Here is a 15,944-nt window from a genome sequence, read left to right as displayed (position 1 = left end):
TACTGCCCTGTATTACCACGAGCTATAAGGGGATTCATAAGTGAGCAGGGTCACATCTGCTTAAGTCGTGGTCGTCTCCATAGAAGCTGAAAAGGTGCTTTCAGTGGTCATGTCCTGGGCTCCCATACTCGGGAACCGAGCAACCAAACTCGGGGTATCGAATACAATCGAGACCTTGATCTGCAAAGACGTTAAAGTATACAAGCGTGAAACATTGCCCGAGCGGAGCACCTTCCTCTCGGGTTTTGTTATTGCATTAACATGGGTACGCCCTACTTCACCGCCACCTCCTGCAGCTTTTCAGGCATAGATTTACCCTTATTTCACTGGACAAACCCTAACACAGATTTAGCTGTTTGACGCTTCCCATCAAGCATAGCAGCGATGACCACCGTCTTATCAGCGACCAATCCTTTGACTTCCAATACCAGTTCGTTAATACTTCCAGACTTTATCTTGATGATGCGCTCAGGATTATCAATGCTTACATTGTCACCTAATAGACGGACCGTAACCTTCTTGCTCAAATCAGATGTATTTACAATCTTGACTGTAGCTGTTACGGCGCCTCCAGAAGTAATAACCTCAGTTGAAAGTTTGATAGATTCAATATATACATCTTCTTTTTTCTTCTTCCGGTTCTCCAGCTTTGTTAACTGAGCGACTGCGAATTGCATCCACGATCGGTTAACGCCCCATGTTTCTCCGGTCTGCCAACTGTTGGTCCAGTTCGGGTAATCCGATCCCAACCCACCGTCTATGCCATTCACCATTGTACCTACCAGCGCATATCCGTTAGCTGAGTATCCGTGTGATGTAAGTTTGGTTGAATCCAATTTAACCTCACCAATTCCGGCAATGGCTGGCGTTCCGAAAACATTCTTTCCCCCGATCCATTCCAACTGATCGTCAGCTATCTTGATTACCTCAGTGTCTCCGAATGAAATTGCATATTCATATAACGCACCTGCATACAGAGCCAGCATCTTGGTGTTCCATCAGAGTAACTGTTCGCTTCAGATTCTGAACCTTGGAAAAACCGATAATTCATTGAATCCGAGGGACTTAATTTTCTCGGTCCGATTCCAAAACCGTAAGGAATAATTCCGTATGGTGTAGTAGGGACAAATCTCTTAATAAAACCATCCACGAACGTTTTGGCTGTAGCATGCCAGGAGAACCATTCAGATTCCGTCGCGTCCGTTATTTCCCTCGATAACAGCGATAAAGCATAGAGTGGTATCCCTGCATGAATTCGGCTACGCATGATATCAGAACTTCCTACGTCTCTGGAAAAAAAGCCTGTTATTTTAGCTGCAGTCTTTTTGTGATCCCTCTTTTGAGACTGCACAACCTTATTTAACGCCTGTTTTGCTTTATCCCTATAACTGGTTTTCCCCGTCAATTTATGAAGCTCATACGCAGCCAGGGCCTTGTATGCATAGTTGATTACAGGCAGTGCCCGGAAGTAATCTTTTGTTGTGAAAAACTCGGCATACTTGACGTTTGCTTGTTCATCGTATTTGTCCATGTAAGCGAAGGCATCAATAGCCTGTGTTTTCAGTTGGTCAGAATACTCCCTGTCTCTAGAAAAGTATGCAGCGGCCTTTGATAATACCAAGGCATACAAATAATGTGCTATGACATGCTCACAGCGCTTGTTGTACCCACCGAGGTCATCCAAGTCTATATTCTCGACCCGGAGAATATACGGCGTGCTGTCACTCGATTCTATGTCAGAATAGGCAGCGGCCAGCTGACCAAACTTCATTACGCCGGATCCGTTAGGACTTCGTTCCTGAATTTTCATGAGATAGGATAACCCATACCGCAACTCTTCTTCAATTCCAGGTATCTTCACCCCACTGGACATCAGTTCCATTAGAGCAAACGGCTGTATGGTGTCGTTGTAACTTGTCCAATGCTTGTAATCAATGGCGTCTTCCCATCCGCCTCCAATGTCGATTGGAAATTTAGTATCCTCACGCGTGGCTATTTTTGTTTCGGGCCATCTTGTGAGTCTCAAGTTCCTGAGCGAGGCTCTGAGGAAATCATCATAGATATTATCGCCGATTGGAAAGACCGTTGAGAACAAGCCATTGTCTGTCTTTATTCGATAATGGCCAGGCTTTATGATCCCGGTGAAATCACCTTTCAATACACTTGTCATCATAGGATCGTTGACGGCTTCCAGATTGCGCATGTGCTGAACCGTGCTTCCATCCACTGCGTTTATTACACTAAACCTAGTCGCGCCAGATATGGGTTTGACCAACACCTCTTTTTGCTGACTTGGCTTGTACCCCAATGCAGTGATTTGTATTTCTGACGAAACAGGTACTGATGTGAGTTTTGTCAATGTCGTGGATGCGGCATACCCAGGCCTTCCAATAACGCCGACCCGATAGGTTATTTGTTCATCATCAGCATTTGCTGCAAAGTAATCATAATAAACATCTGTTCCTGGCAGGACCTCCACACCGAATGATTTACCGTTTGACAACCTCTGAATATATAGAGGGAAATCAAGTTCTCCAGTTAATTCAATGCGATTTATACCCCGACTGACACTAGTTGCCTTGATACGTATATTCGACTGCTTAGAAGGACCGAGTTCCAGAACGAAAATCATAGCATCGGCGTTTACCAAGAGACTTGTTGAATTGCGCTTATTATCCAGTTCCACATATTGTTCTCCCTCTATTTCAAAGCGGAAGGTTCCAAGATATGCACCCTTAGATCTTGTTCTTTGATCCGCAAGTGCAACGAACACACCATCAGCATGATGGATGGTGTACATTGCTTCAGGGTCGCGACCTGGGGAGCCATCAGGTAGGTTAGCGTAAACGGAGTAATAACCCTCCATAAGAAATTTCGGTGACCAACGCACCTTTTTGCCGCCATTAGGGTCCGATGTTGTATAGATGTAGTTATCCCCTATAAACCCCGCTGAACCAGTAGCTCCCGTGCTCCATGATCCCGTTACTGATGCTCGCCTATTGTCCACTGATACACCCATTCTGTAAGGCATTCTCGAACTCTCGACATACATATTCCGATGCGTCTTTAAACTTCTAACCGGCGTAAATCTCATTTTAGATACCCGATTATGCGAATAGTCAAATCACCAGTTGTAGGCGATCCGTCTGTTTGGTAATTAATTTTCAATGCCCCCACGCCAGAAGTATTAACTCTAGTGAACAGCGACCCAGTAGTTTTAGGAGCAAGTACTGATCCACCATCAATAGATTTTGGTGTCATTTCATTAAGCCAGAATACACCATTTCCAATAGAATCTTTCGGAGGAATTACATAGGAATAATTCAGTTTGTTTGTTGCATCGGCGGTTACTGCCCAACGTCCAATCGTCCCATCATCCAATATGATATGCGTGCCTTGCCAGGGGGCAATTTTAACTGCTTTGTCTAGTGTGCTTAGTACATAAATGTTGTACCGCACATATTTGGAGAGGTCTGGGAAATTAACAACTTTAACTCCCCCGTCTCTGATTACTTCTTTATTCACAATCGTTTGGAAGTCCATTACACCACCGCTGTCGGTAGCACCTCCACCTATTGCCACAGGGTTGCCAGCCTGATCAACCAAAGACACTTTTAAAAATTCTCCATCGTTTTTCAAACTAATACCTTGAATATCAATTGGTATAGCGATGTCCGATGCTGCTAATTTCATAGATAACAAGGTATTCACATCGAGCATTGATCCATCCGCCAAATGAATGAACATTTCCTCACTCCTTTAATATTGAGATTATCGCCTCTTTTCGTGAATTCTGGCTGTAAGTAGTATCTTTGAATTGAGCATCACTCCTTTCCTGTGATTTTCATCGAGTAAGCTCCCTGACGGAATCGAACCGCCACTTTCCAGATCTCTCCGGACTCTACCGTTGAGTTAAGGGAGCGCAATAAAAAAAGCACCGCAGTGGGTGCTTAAATTTTACTTGTTTAATTTTATTTTGACGTTATCTACAATCAACTGTTTTATGGCAGTCTGATATTCCTCTGGAGTAGATGGTTTTACTTGCAGTGTTTCGCCACTTTCACTTACTGACTCCATAAAAATATCACTTTTCTTGATAGTAAATTCTATATTTCCAACTCCGGCGAAGTTAAGGCTTAACCTCGCTTCAATCTCGAAGCTACTACCTTGGTCAAACTTAGCTCTCACACCATACTTGGAAGGGGAAAGTTCTTGGATCACCTTATTAATATTTTCAGTGAATTCCATTTTCTCTTTCTTGTGCTCTCCAATACATGATGTTAATTCGTCACGCCAATCATTTTCCATGTCTTTTGTCACCTCCCTCAACAGCATAATTCGACAGAAAGGGAGGTTTTTCCTTTTATCTTCGACAGCCCCTCATAACCTCAAGCTACGCGACTGAGCGTAACCATAAAACGGTTATGACAAATTTCGGAAACAAAAAGAACAGCTTGCCCGCTTGTTCTACCCTTGCGGCTCCAATGCAGGTCTTATTGCAAGGGGCTAACTGTCGCCGCTCGTCTTACGCCTACCACCGTCAAAAAGGTATTGGTTAGTGTCGGGTGCTGTTCTCTTTTTGTTCCATGCTATAACTATAAACTATAAAAAAGCTAATGACTTATAGGATTTTTAAATAATTCGTAAAACTTTCTTAAAACTTTGTTAAAGCGATTTTTCACGAATGAATGCAGGATATAGGATCGCTTTATGGAAATATGAATTTGAGGTGGATAGTATGAGCTATACATATAGGGTTTTACGAGAAGATATGGATTTCTTTGCAGCTGCATTGAGTCAAGAGAGGGTCTCGGTTTGGCAAGTACTAGAAGAAGGGGAACAACTCATGGACTATGGTGGACCGATAGAAGAGTATAGCCCATTTTCCATTAAGATCATGGGTGAGAGGTACTTCCGTAGTGTGTTCGAGTTTAGATTGACACCGAGTAATCGATAAAGCGTAATAGAAGGAGGAGGTGTGAGATGGATAGGAAATTAATTTTAGCTGGATCCTTGATAGCGTTGATCCCAGTAATATTCGGAATTATATATATGTTTATTGCCAATAATCCAATGGATATCAGCAACGTAGCGCCATAGATACATAAATAAAAGAGCAGTGAGGATACCCCTCCTGCTCTTTTTCCTTATCCTACCTCTTGTATCATTTCCTTATTGTTGTTTCGAACGTTACCAACCTCTTTTGGCACCTCATAAGCTCTCATTTCAACTGCTTTATATGGCTTGAGTAGTCCGAGCAGCGACTGGACATCATCATTATCTCGTCCGAGCCATTCATCCTCATCCTCTGGGCGTAAGATAACGGGCATTCGATTGTGTATTTCCTCCATAAGACTATTCGGCTCTGTAGTAATTATGGTGCAAGTGCTTAGCTTGTTTCCGTCCGGGTCTGTCCAAGTATCATATAAGCCAGCCAAAGAAAAGATGCTTTCATCTTTCATAATGATGCGCATCGGCTGCTTGTCTGTCCCTTCTTTTTTCCACTCATAGAATCCGCTGCATGGTATGATACAGCGCTTGGAGCTGATCAGGCGTTTGAATGATGCCTTCTCTGTCAATGTCTCCGCTCGAGCGTTAATCATCTTGTTCCCGATCTTATCATCCTTTGCCCATGAAGGAACGAGCCCCCATCTGAGAGAACCCAATTTATTTCCGTCCTTACCTTCAACGACAGTGGGAATATATTGCATAGGTGCTGCATTGTAATTGGGCTTATATTCAAATCCATCAGCTACAGTAGCATAATACCTGTCCATAATCGCATCTAAAGGATCGGTAATTGTAAATCTACCACACACGCGAATGCACCTCCTGTTAATCTATAATCAAACAATGAACTGTTCAAACACAGGTGTGCGCAGTAAACCACTCTTGGTCCAGTTGCGCATTCTCACCCTCACTTGAATTCGGGGCTGCAGGTAAACATGATTCTTGTCTTCTCCAGTCACAAGCTGCTGACATACACCACGGAATGCCTGCTTATGTTTTTGATTCGCCCCATGCTCTATTATTCCTGCTGGCCGGAGCTTACCAGACGAATCTGGTACGGCAGCAAGCCAGCCGAATTCAGCCTTTTTGTATCCCGTGATGAATACATCAGCGTAGGACCAGTTAATGACTTTCACCCAATCTTTAGACCTCCTGCTGACGTACTTGCTGTCCTTTCTTTTGCCAACTACACCTTCCATACCCATAGCCTCTATTTGCTCATACAGCGCCTCTCCTGCGCCCTCAATGTGTGGGACAATACCGAAACTGCTGGATGGCAGTACAAGGCTGTGGAGGATCGCTTTACGCTCAGTAAGAGACAGCTTGCGCAAATCCTGACCTTTGTAATGCAGGATATCAAATATCGCAAACGTGGCAGGTAGTGTTTTGGTGAGCTGAGCTATCTTGTTGGCTTGCCGTGTACTGAAACGACTCATTACACCTTCAAAGTCATTTATGCTCGTCATAGGATCGGTGCAAGCCACCTCTCCGTCCAGAATGATGTCAGCGTCAAAAGGTAACTGAAGTTCAGGGTACTGCTGGGTACAATCGTTGTTGTGACGTGTATATAACCGGACGGATCCGGACTGTTGCGAATATATCAACCGGTGTCCATCAACCTTAGGTTCAAAGATGTAATTCGAATGCGAGAAGGGACCCGGTGCTGTTTCTAATAACATTGGGCTTATAAACATAAAAACACCTCAACCTAATTATAGCGGTTAGCTATAAAGGATTGAGGCGGTAAGTTATGGATTTATTCCGAGAACGATTCACTCAGACCCTTTTTTAGAATTTTTTTAAACTCAACTCTTTGTTTTGGTAAGGTTTCCTCTCTCAAAACTCTTTTTTCTCGGTTCAATTCAAGATCAAATCCATATCGGGGGTCATTTGCTGTCCAATAATCAAATAAGTTTGATAAAAAACTTCTGGTTAGTTCCGATACTTGTTCAGTTAAGTATAGTTCATTAAGAATGAAATATGCATTCGCATCATCCCACGTAGATCTAGCTTCATTATAATCTACAACACGCATAACATCCCTTATTAATTGCGCTGCACCTTCTCTGTTATTTGTGTGCGTTTCTAAAATGAGATGCCTATCCATTTGACTAAAATTATTATCCTCCATATAATCTTCCAACTCACCTGTATGGAATGTAGTGAAGTCAGGGTAATGCCTGACATTTGTCAAGATATGTCCAATTGCTAACTCAACTTTCTTATGTAACTCAGGATAAATTTCATGACGCTTAGTTGTGTATAGATCAAATTCTTTGAACACTCTTTGTTGCTTGTGTTTAACTTCCTCGAGCTGACTGTTGACCTCACCCTTATGTGACTCTAGCTTCTTCTGAAAAGAGTTAGTAAAGTACAGCTTTAACAGGAATGCAATAGCTCCTAATATTATGGCGTCACTTATAAATCCCCCAAAATTCGTTTTAGCATATTCAAAGATTGCTTGAAGCATTTAACCCCCTCCTCTTCTATCTCACGATTCCATTATAATGCAAAGTTCAGGAACAATAAATCTTTATTTTGATTTCAAATATTGATATAATGATTTCATAAAACAAAGAGGTGAATTCTATGGAGCGAAAGGTAGCGAATGTGTACGAAGATACGCGGGCACTATTGAATCAAGTAAAAGACGAATTTGATTTCAAGTCCGACGACCAGGCAATTAAGTTTTTATGTCAGATGTTTATTGCCGACAACCGTAATGAGGTATTAAAGAGGTACATTGATGTCAAAAGAAAGGCGGCTGAGTAAATGCCTGTCTACAAGGATGAGAATGTTAAGAAAAACCCGTGGTTTTACGTTCTTGAGATCGGTAAAGGTAAAAACAGAAAGCGGTCAAAGAAGCGTGGATTCAAAACAAAGAAGGAAGCCCAGGCTGCTCTTGTAGAAGCTGAAAACAATTTTAATAACGGCACTTTCATTAAGCGGGAAAAGACTCTCCTTCCGGATCTATTGAATTTATGGCTCAAAACCAAAGAACACTCTATCGCGGAGGTCACATACAAAACTTATGGCCGGCACATTAATTTGCATATCAATGAGTATTTCGCGGAATTCCAAGCCATGGATTTAACCGATGAAGATTGTCTTGATTTCATTAAGTACCTGCGAGTCGAAAAAGAGCTTGCTTCTCGATCCATTAAGGATGTATTTAAAGTGCTGCGTTCGGCTCTGGATTGGGCTGTGTTGAAGGGAAAGCTTCAGCGTAACGTTACACGCCTTATTGATATGCCAGCCGTTGAGCGTCAAGAGATAATGGTTTGGGACGCTGATCAGGTAAGGGAATTCGATAAAAATATTCGTGAACATCATGATTATATTGCATTCCTTCTGGCATATGGAGCTGGCCTGAGACAATCAGAGGCATTAGCGGTAAGATTAAAAGATGTTAATTACGAAAGCAGTACTATATCCATTGTTCAAACATTATCACATGACGGCAAAAAGATCAGAACAGGTGCAAAGACTGCCTCGGGAACAAGATTGGTATCTGTGGATGAAACGATCATAAAAGAGATTCAAAAGAGGAAACGCGTCATTGCTGCTGAGAAGTTAAAAGCTGGGGGAGTATATCAGGACAACGATCTTATTGTAGCAACTTCTGTAGGCACACCTGTAACCCCAAGGAACCTGCTCAGGACGTTCTATAGATATATGGAAAAGCTGGACATTCCAAAGATAACAGTACACGATCTGAGGCATACACATGCCACCCTTCTGCTTAAGCAAGGAGTGCATCCTAAAATCGTTCAAGAACGCCTTGGACATGCCAGCGTCAAGATTACCATCGATCTTTACAGTCACGTATTGCCTAATATGCAAAAGGAAACAGCAGAACAATTTGGGAACTTCTTATTTGGTACCAATTCTGGCACCAAAAATACGAATGGCACCATTTCGGCACCAGACACCAAAAAAGTAGACCTCGTTTAACCCCCATAAAAAGCAAAAAACCCTTGTGTACCAAGAGTTCTTTAAGTATGGAGCCTAGGGGGATCGAACCCCTGACCTCATCGCTGCCAGCGATGCGCTCTCCCAGCTGAGCTAAGGCCCCATGATATAAAGTTTAGAACTTGTCCAGCACTGTTATAATCCATTTTTACAGGCGACTCCTATATCATATAAAATTCAATCTGGGCTGTCAATCCCCTTTTCAAGCGTTGAAATCATATGGAGAAGAACATTCATAATACGGGCACATATCAAATATCCCCAGTTTGCTCTTCTCCTTTCCCCCACTACCCTAGTCCTCTAAATCTTCTTTGGACAGGAGCGATTTCAATTCCTTCATAAACATATTGATGTCTTTGAACTGGCGATATACTGAAGCAAATCGTACATAGGCCACTTCATCTACCGGGAACAGTTGCTCCATCAACAACTCACCAATCTGGCGGCTCTCCACCTCAGCTTCCGCTGTGTTCCGCAGAGACTTCTCCACTTCAGATACCATCATCTCCAGTGTTTCTACCGATACAGGACGCTTCTCACAGGCACGAATCAATCCGCGAAGAATTTTGTCACGGCTGAACTCTTCCCGGCTGCCATCCTTCTTAATGACAATCAACGGTGTTTCTTCAATCATTTCAAATGTTGTGAACCTTCTGGCACACTGCTCGCATTCACGACGACGGCGAATCGATTTGGATTCATTGGCTGGTCTAGAGTCCAGCACTTTCGTACCGAGATAACCACAATAAGGACATTTCAAATCAGATCACTTCCCACGTTTTACTTTTTACCACATATTCCCTGAGCATATCTTGTTATGAAAATCGCATCTGCGACACATAATACTTTTACCAACCCGCGAGGAGGTGAACAGCAATGGCACAAAGCAACGGTAACTCCAACAACTTGGTAGTAACTAAAGCTTCCGCAGCTCTGGAGCAAATGAAATATGAGGTAGCTCAAGAACTCGGAATCAGCATCCCACAAGATGGATACCAAGGTAACATGACTTCTTACGAGAACGGTTCGATCGGTGGATACATCACGAAGCGTCTGGTAACAATTGCAGAACAGCAATTGGCAGGTCAATACCAATAATTATCTGCATCGTAATACGTTTACAGAGGAGCATGGGGCGGCCGGTTCACACCGGTCTGCTCCGTGCTTCTGTCTATATTACGGTCGTCATGCATTCAGAACGTATCATAGATCTTCACATACTGATTATAATAGTAAATTACTCGTTGTACATAGTGACGTGTTTCCCCAAAAGGAATATCTTTTACCGTTTCCAATGTGCCATCCCATACACCGTCTCTCAGCCAGCTGTTAACTTTACCGGGTCCTGCATTATACGCAGCGATCATCATAATTTCGTTGCCATTAAACTGCTCGGACAGATTCTTCAAATACCATGTTCCCAGCTGAATGTTTCGCTCAGGTTCATGCTTTAACTCCTCCAGTGAAGTATGAGGAATCTGGGCCTGCTCCAAAATCCAATTGGCCGTATCCGGCATAAGCTGCATGAGCCCAATTGCACCGCGTTTAGATTCCTTGCTTGTCTTGAAATTGGTCTCCACCTTGATAATGGAAGCTATCAGAAAAGGATCAACCTCATAATTTTGAGACTGCACTCGAATCTCTTCCTTATACTCAATCGGGTAGAACCAAGCCATCCAGTTCGTATTTAAAAATAACACGAGCACAAACGACACAAACATAATCAGCAATACACGTTTTTTACGCAATATTCTCATAATAAACCCTTACGTGTTAAAAATAAATCAAGCTGCTTCTCCGTCTGAACCCATGACCCGCTGTTATCAATAACGATATCTGCCCGTTCTTTCTTGCGTTCAATATCCATCTGTGCGGCAATACGTGCTTCTGCATCCGCCCGAGTCATCTGATCACGGCTCATCAGCCGTTCCAACTGCACCTCTCTGGGTACATATACGACCATGACTTCAGCAAACCCCTTCTCAAGACCTGACTCATAAAGCAACGGAATGTCCGATACCACCAGCTTGTCCGGATGCTTTAATTCATATTCAGCTGCCCTTGCACGCATCTCTTTCCGAATAGCCGGATGAGTAATGGCCTCTAGGGCTTTTCGCTCCTCGGGCTGCTGAAACACAATACTCCCCAACTTCTTCCGATCCAGTGTTCCGTCCTCGTTCAGTATTGCTTGTCCAAACCGCTGAACAGCGGCAAGCGAAACGGGATGCCCAGGCATCATGACTTCCCGGGCAATAACATCTGCATCAATAAGCAGCGCTCCCTTACTGGCGAGATAGGCGGAAACACTGCTTTTGCCTGTTGCGATTCCGCCAGTTAAGCCTATATTCATCATTTCACCTCATAACAGCTTCATTATCCCTCATAACAACTTCATTAGACCCATAATCATCAACAGCAGAGCTGGAAGAATCGATAACTTCTGCATCCACCGCTGTGCAGCAAAACGCAACCCTACCTTCATGCCAAGCAACAGGAATGTTCCACTGAACAACGCAATGATGAGTGCAGTCCACAGCGTAGGAAATCCGAGTAATGCTGCACCAAGTCCCGCCCCAAAGGCGTCCAGTGACAAGGCAATACCGAGCCACATGGCTTCCTGTGCAGAGATGCTACCCGAATTATCCATATCTGCCTTGGATGGGCTCCGTAATATTTGAATCACCACACCGAGCTTACGCAGCTCCAGTGTGAATACCATCCGTTCTACTGATCCATCCGTTGGTGAAGGCTGCATTTCCAGAGCCATTAACGGATTGCTGCCATTAGAGCTTGGAGAATTATCGTTCAACCGGCTATCCTGTGTCTGCATCCCCTGCAACACTCCTGCTTGTACGGATGCCGCTACACCTTCCGTTTGCGCTGTCCTGATCACCTCTCGATTTTCAGCTTCCTCAAGCTCTTTGCGACGTCTAAGGATCAGTTGAAGAAGTGACCAACCTCCAATGATGATCAGAATGACAGCTCCTACAATCGAAGCTATATCTGGAGACACGATATGAGATAAGAGCACACCAACCTGCATGGACAATGCGATAACCAGTCCCGAGCATAACGAAATGACGGCAATGGATAAGAACGGAATTCGCGTCCTCCGAAGTCCATATGTAATGCCAACTCCGAAACCGTCCAGACTCAGCGCAAACGCAAGCGCCAGCAATGAAATAAAATGATGCAGCACCCCGGATTCCTCCCCTGTGCGGTATGTGCCAACTGATGATGTCAGTATGGGTATATGCCCGCTTATTTCTGCCATATCAGTATATGGAGGGAGGAATCCAAGGGTGCTATGATTTCATCATTTCGGTTATTCAGTTCAAGTTAGGGAGAGGCAATGGCTGGCAATTCGGGCAAAAATGCGTCCCCCGGCCGCCAACGACACTTTTTTCAATCAACGTACCACAAGTCACACAAGGCTCTGCTTTTCGGCCATAGATTTTCAGTTGATGCTGGAACATCCCCATCTCGCCTTGTCCATTGACATACGACTTGATGGAAGATCCTCCCGCATTGACAGCATCCTGTAACGTAGCTACGATCGCTTCATGGAGCACAGTTAGCTGTGCTTCGGTTAATGTCTTCGCTATGGTCTCGGGATGAATTCCTGCGCGAAAGAGTGCCTCGTCCACATAAATATTCCCGATCCCTACAACATATGCCTGATTGAGCAGAACCGCTTTAATTTTCGTTGTACGTTTCCCTACCGCTTCGCGGAACGCATCCACGGTAAAAGCCTCATCCAATGGCTCGAGTCCAAGCTTCATAAGCGGTTTCGATACCAGCTCTTCCCCTGCATTGAACAGATGCATCGTTCCAAACTGACGAACATCCTTATAACGCAGCTCGGTACCATCATTGAAGTGGAAGATCACATGAGTATGCTTCTCGACCTCTTCATCCTGGTTGTACACACCGTACCGCCCCTCCATCCGCAGATGAGAGACCAGCACAAGCCCGTCCAGCAAAATACGTAAAAACTTGCCTCGACGCTCTACGCCAATGACGGTGTGTCCCGCCAGTTCTAGTGCAAATGCTTCTATATCGTCCGGCCGCTGAATAATTCGCGGCAAATTAACAGTAACATGATCAATCGTTTTACCAACAATGAGTTGATTCAAAGTTCTTTTGACTGTCTCGACTTCCGGTAGTTCCGGCATGATGTTCTCACCTCCCTTATATTATACCGGAAGATGAGGCTCAGCGGGACCCCTTCTTATCTATTTCGCCTCGTACCAGTTCTCACCAAAGCTGACTTCGGCTTTTAGTGGTACGGACAACGGAAGAGCCTTCTCCATCACGGATGGCACAAGCTCCTTCATCAGTTCCAGTTCATCCGCAGGCACTTCAAACACAAGTTCATCGTGTACTTGTAGCAGCATACGACTCTGAAGCTTGCGTTCCCGCAGTGCCTCGTCCATCTGTACCATAGCCAGTTTGATGATATCGGCAGCTGTACCCTGAATCGGTGTATTCATAGCCGTACGCTCCGCGAAAGAACGCAGATTGAAATTGCTTGCGTTGATTTCCGGTAGATAACGGCGGCGTTCCAGCAACGTCTTTACATAACCGTCCCGTCGAGCGTCTTTCACAATATCATCCATATATCGGCGTACACCCTGGAATATATCAAAATACTGATCTATGAACTGTGCCGCTTCTTTCCGCGTAATGTTTAAATTTTGGGAGAGACCGTAATCACTAATTCCGTATACGATCCCGAAATTAACCGCCTTGGCAGAACGTCGCATGTCGCTGTCGACTTCCTCTGGCTTCACGCCAAATACATCGGATGCTGTCTTCGTATGGATATCCATATCATGCACAAAAGCTTCTTTCAACCGCTCATCATCTGATATGTGAGCAAGTACGCGCAGCTCAATCTGGGAATAGTCTGCTGCGAGAATAGACCAGCCGGGCTCGGATGGTACAAACACTTTCCGAATCTTACGGCCTTCTTCCATACGAATCGGAATGTTCTGCAAGTTCGGGAACTGACTGCTGAGACGTCCAGTTGCTGCGATCGTCTGCCGATAGAACGTATGCACCTTGCCATCCTTGTCGGAGATTTCTTTGAGCAAACCTTCCACATAAGTCGATTGCAACTTGGCAAGCTGACGATATTGCAGAATATGTTGAACAACATCGTTATAAGGAGCCAGCTTCTCAAGTACCTCCGCATCCGTGGAGTACCCTGTTTTTGTCTTCTTCACGACAGGAAGTCCGAGCTTGTCGAACAGAATTTCACCCAGTTGCCTTGGTGAATTCAGGTTAAACTCCGTACCAGAGAGCTTGTAGATTTCGGCCATTAATCTGCCGATCTGTTCTTCAAATTCACTACCAAGTGCTTGTAGATCGGATGTATTCGCCTTAATCCCCTGTTTCTCCATATCCGCAAGGATACGGGATAACGGCATTTCCAGCTCATGGAACAACGAATTCATCTCATCGTTCTCGAGTGCCTGCTCCTGAAGCGGGATAATCGCTGCTAGCGCAGCTGCTTTTCGACATAGGAAATCACCCAGAACTTCCACCTCTGGCACTTTATATTTAGCGCCTTTGCCCATGACAGTATCATCTTCCACCAGCGAAGGCAGCCCATACTTAGATGTTAAACCGCTAATCGTCTGATTGGACTCTGTAGGGTCAAGCAAGTATGCAGCCAATTGCACATCAAATGCTGCACCGGCAAACGCAATCCCGTGTGCATGCAAAGCCAGATCGACGCGATGCAGATCATATCCACGCTTTGGCTTATTAGCATCTGCAAGCCATTCCCGTACAGGAGCCGCTGCATCAGATTGTAATAACTCCGGAGATACGAAAGCATACTTTTCCCCAGTGCCTATAGCAAGGCCGATGATCTTCGCCTGATGTGGATTATCTCCATGCGTTTCCACATGAAGCACATCGATTGAATCCAACACATCAATCCATTCAGCCAGATTGTCTTCTGTTACTATTGTGGATTCCACTTCTGCAGCCGGAACAGCCTCCTGTTCAGAGCCGATGCTTCCACTGAAGGACAAACGTTCTAGCAAGGACTTGAACTCCAGCTTCGCAAGGGCCGGTCCCGCACTCGCTTCCTTCAATCCATCAAATTGCATATCTTCCCAGGTCTGCTCTAGCGGAACTTCCCGGTGAATCGTCGCCAGCTCTTTACTCATTCTCGCATCATCAGCGTGAGCTTCGATCTTCTCCTTCATCTTGCCTTTCAGTTCGCCAGTACCATTCAATACCTCTTCCACCGATCCGAACTGGTGCAGCAACTTCAGCGCTGTCTTCTCCCCTACTCCCGGAATACCGGGAATATTATCCGAAGCATCACCCATGAGACCCTTCAGATCAATAATCTGAAGTGGTGAGAGGCCATAACGTTCCTTAATCTGATTAGGATCATACAGTTCAATATCCGTGACGCCTTTACGCGTTAGCCCGATATGTACGTTGTCCGAAGCAAGCTGCAACATATCTTTGTCACCCGATACGACCAGCACCTGTCTACCTGCTTCATCCGCGCGTTTGGTTAACGTTCCGATAATATCGTCCGCTTCGTAACCAGCCAGTTCAAACTGGGCAATCCCGAGTCCTTGTAGCAACTCTTTGAGGAGTGGGAATTGCTCTGACAGCTCTGGCGGTGTTTTCTCCCGTCCACCCTTGTATTCCTGGTAGCCTTCATGGCGGAATGTAACTTTACCTGCATCAAACGCCACCATCACATGCGTCGGCTTATGCTCTTCCAACAGCCTTAATAGCATCGTCGTGAAGCCATATACCGCATTCGTATGCAGACCCTTCGAATTCGTCAGAGGAGGCATCGCAAAAAATGCCCGGTAAATAATGCTATTGCCATCTATAAGAATAAACTTGTCCATTCCAGCACCCCGCATATCATATGGTCAGATTGCACTTATCATATCTGTTCTCATGATACCATACCTGCCACC

Annotated in this window: 16 protein-coding genes and 2 tRNA genes; 3 read left to right on the top strand and 15 right to left on the bottom strand. The window is 44.7% G+C overall.

Going from position 1 to position 15,944, the window contains the following annotated elements:
- Positions 1–323 precede the first annotated feature (323 nt).
- From PQG66_RS01660 to PQG66_RS01620, 8 genes are all read right to left on the bottom strand, one after another.
- Positions 324–986 carry a hypothetical protein gene (locus tag PQG66_RS01660; RefSeq protein ID WP_272034419.1) on the bottom strand — a complete coding sequence of 221 codons (663 nt, stop codon included), beginning with the start codon at positions 984–986 and terminating at the stop codon, positions 324–326.
- A complete protein-coding gene (locus tag PQG66_RS01655) occupies positions 923–3,019 on the bottom strand; it encodes a golvesin C-terminal-like domain-containing protein (protein WP_442955025.1) in 2,097 nt (698 codons plus the stop codon). Before PQG66_RS01655 ends, PQG66_RS01660 begins: the two co-directional genes overlap by 64 nt.
- A gap of 71 nt (positions 3,020–3,090) precedes the next feature.
- Positions 3,091–3,747 (bottom strand): hypothetical protein, encoded by a 657-nt coding sequence (locus tag PQG66_RS01650; protein WP_272034415.1) that lies wholly within the window; start codon positions 3,745–3,747, stop codon positions 3,091–3,093.
- Positions 3,748–3,854: 107 nt separating this feature from the next.
- Positions 3,855–3,922, bottom strand: a tRNA-OTHER gene (locus PQG66_RS01645).
- A 35-nt stretch (positions 3,923–3,957) separates the two neighbouring features.
- A complete protein-coding gene (locus tag PQG66_RS01640) occupies positions 3,958–4,308 on the bottom strand; it encodes a hypothetical protein (RefSeq protein WP_272034413.1) in 351 nt (116 codons plus the stop codon).
- 839 nt (positions 4,309–5,147) lie between these two features.
- Positions 5,148–5,819 carry an SOS response-associated peptidase gene (locus tag PQG66_RS01630; RefSeq protein ID WP_272034412.1) on the bottom strand — a complete coding sequence of 224 codons (672 nt, stop codon included), beginning with the start codon at positions 5,817–5,819 and terminating at the stop codon, positions 5,148–5,150.
- A gap of 27 nt (positions 5,820–5,846) precedes the next feature.
- Positions 5,847–6,704 (bottom strand): ATP-dependent DNA ligase, encoded by an 858-nt coding sequence (locus PQG66_RS01625; protein ID WP_272034410.1) that lies wholly within the window; start codon positions 6,702–6,704, stop codon positions 5,847–5,849.
- Between the two features lie 62 nt (positions 6,705–6,766).
- A complete protein-coding gene (locus PQG66_RS01620; RefSeq protein WP_272034404.1) occupies positions 6,767–7,480 on the bottom strand; it encodes a hypothetical protein in 714 nt (237 codons plus the stop codon).
- Positions 7,481–7,599: 119 nt separating this feature from the next.
- On the opposite strand from PQG66_RS01620, the gene PQG66_RS01615 reads away from it, so the two are divergent.
- Both PQG66_RS01615 and PQG66_RS01610 read left to right on the top strand, forming a co-directional pair.
- A complete protein-coding gene (locus PQG66_RS01615) occupies positions 7,600–7,782 on the top strand; it encodes a hypothetical protein (protein WP_272034402.1) in 183 nt (60 codons plus the stop codon).
- Entirely contained in the window at positions 7,783–8,964 is a 1,182-nt protein-coding gene (locus PQG66_RS01610) for a site-specific integrase (RefSeq protein WP_272034400.1), read from the top strand. It abuts the gene before it with no gap.
- Between the two features lie 48 nt (positions 8,965–9,012).
- On the opposite strand, the gene PQG66_RS01605 is transcribed toward PQG66_RS01610, so the two are convergent.
- Both PQG66_RS01605 and nrdR read right to left on the bottom strand, forming a co-directional pair.
- Positions 9,013–9,085, bottom strand: a tRNA-Ala gene (locus PQG66_RS01605).
- A gap of 189 nt (positions 9,086–9,274) precedes the next feature.
- Positions 9,275–9,742, bottom strand: coding sequence for a transcriptional regulator NrdR (gene nrdR / locus PQG66_RS01600; protein ID WP_090920285.1), 468 nt, complete (start codon positions 9,740–9,742; stop codon positions 9,275–9,277).
- A 116-nt stretch (positions 9,743–9,858) separates the two neighbouring features.
- Here nrdR and PQG66_RS01595 point away from each other — a divergent pair, with 116 nt between their 5' ends.
- Positions 9,859–10,080, top strand: coding sequence for an alpha/beta-type small acid-soluble spore protein (locus PQG66_RS01595; protein ID WP_017689472.1), 222 nt, complete (start codon positions 9,859–9,861; stop codon positions 10,078–10,080).
- Between the two features lie 95 nt (positions 10,081–10,175).
- Here the strand turns inward: PQG66_RS01595 and PQG66_RS01590 are convergent, their stop codons facing one another.
- From PQG66_RS01590 to polA, 5 genes are all read right to left on the bottom strand, one after another.
- Positions 10,176–10,739 (bottom strand): lytic transglycosylase domain-containing protein, encoded by a 564-nt coding sequence (locus PQG66_RS01590; protein ID WP_272034389.1) that lies wholly within the window; start codon positions 10,737–10,739, stop codon positions 10,176–10,178.
- Positions 10,736–11,332, bottom strand: a complete 597-nt coding sequence (gene coaE / locus PQG66_RS01585) for a dephospho-CoA kinase (RefSeq protein WP_272036402.1) — start codon at positions 11,330–11,332, stop codon at positions 10,736–10,738. The genes PQG66_RS01590 and coaE overlap by 4 nt, the downstream gene beginning before the upstream one ends.
- Before the next feature lie 30 nt (positions 11,333–11,362).
- Positions 11,363–12,181, bottom strand: coding sequence for a manganese efflux pump (locus PQG66_RS01580; protein WP_272034387.1), 819 nt, complete (start codon positions 12,179–12,181; stop codon positions 11,363–11,365).
- Positions 12,182–12,311: 130 nt separating this feature from the next.
- Complete coding sequence (gene mutM, locus PQG66_RS01575; RefSeq protein WP_272034385.1) at positions 12,312–13,157, bottom strand: DNA-formamidopyrimidine glycosylase; 846 nt, start codon at positions 13,155–13,157, stop codon at positions 12,312–12,314.
- Between the two features lie 60 nt (positions 13,158–13,217).
- Positions 13,218–15,872, bottom strand: a complete 2,655-nt coding sequence (polA, locus tag PQG66_RS01570; RefSeq protein WP_272034383.1) for a DNA polymerase I — start codon at positions 15,870–15,872, stop codon at positions 13,218–13,220.
- Between the last annotated feature and the right edge of the window lie 72 nt (positions 15,873–15,944).

This window comes from Paenibacillus sp. JJ-100 (assembly GCF_948329825.1).
Classification (GTDB): domain Bacteria; phylum Bacillota; class Bacilli; order Paenibacillales; family Paenibacillaceae; genus Paenibacillus.
The sequence above is the reverse complement of the archived record's forward strand: the minus strand, read 5'-3'. Positions and strand labels throughout refer to the sequence as shown.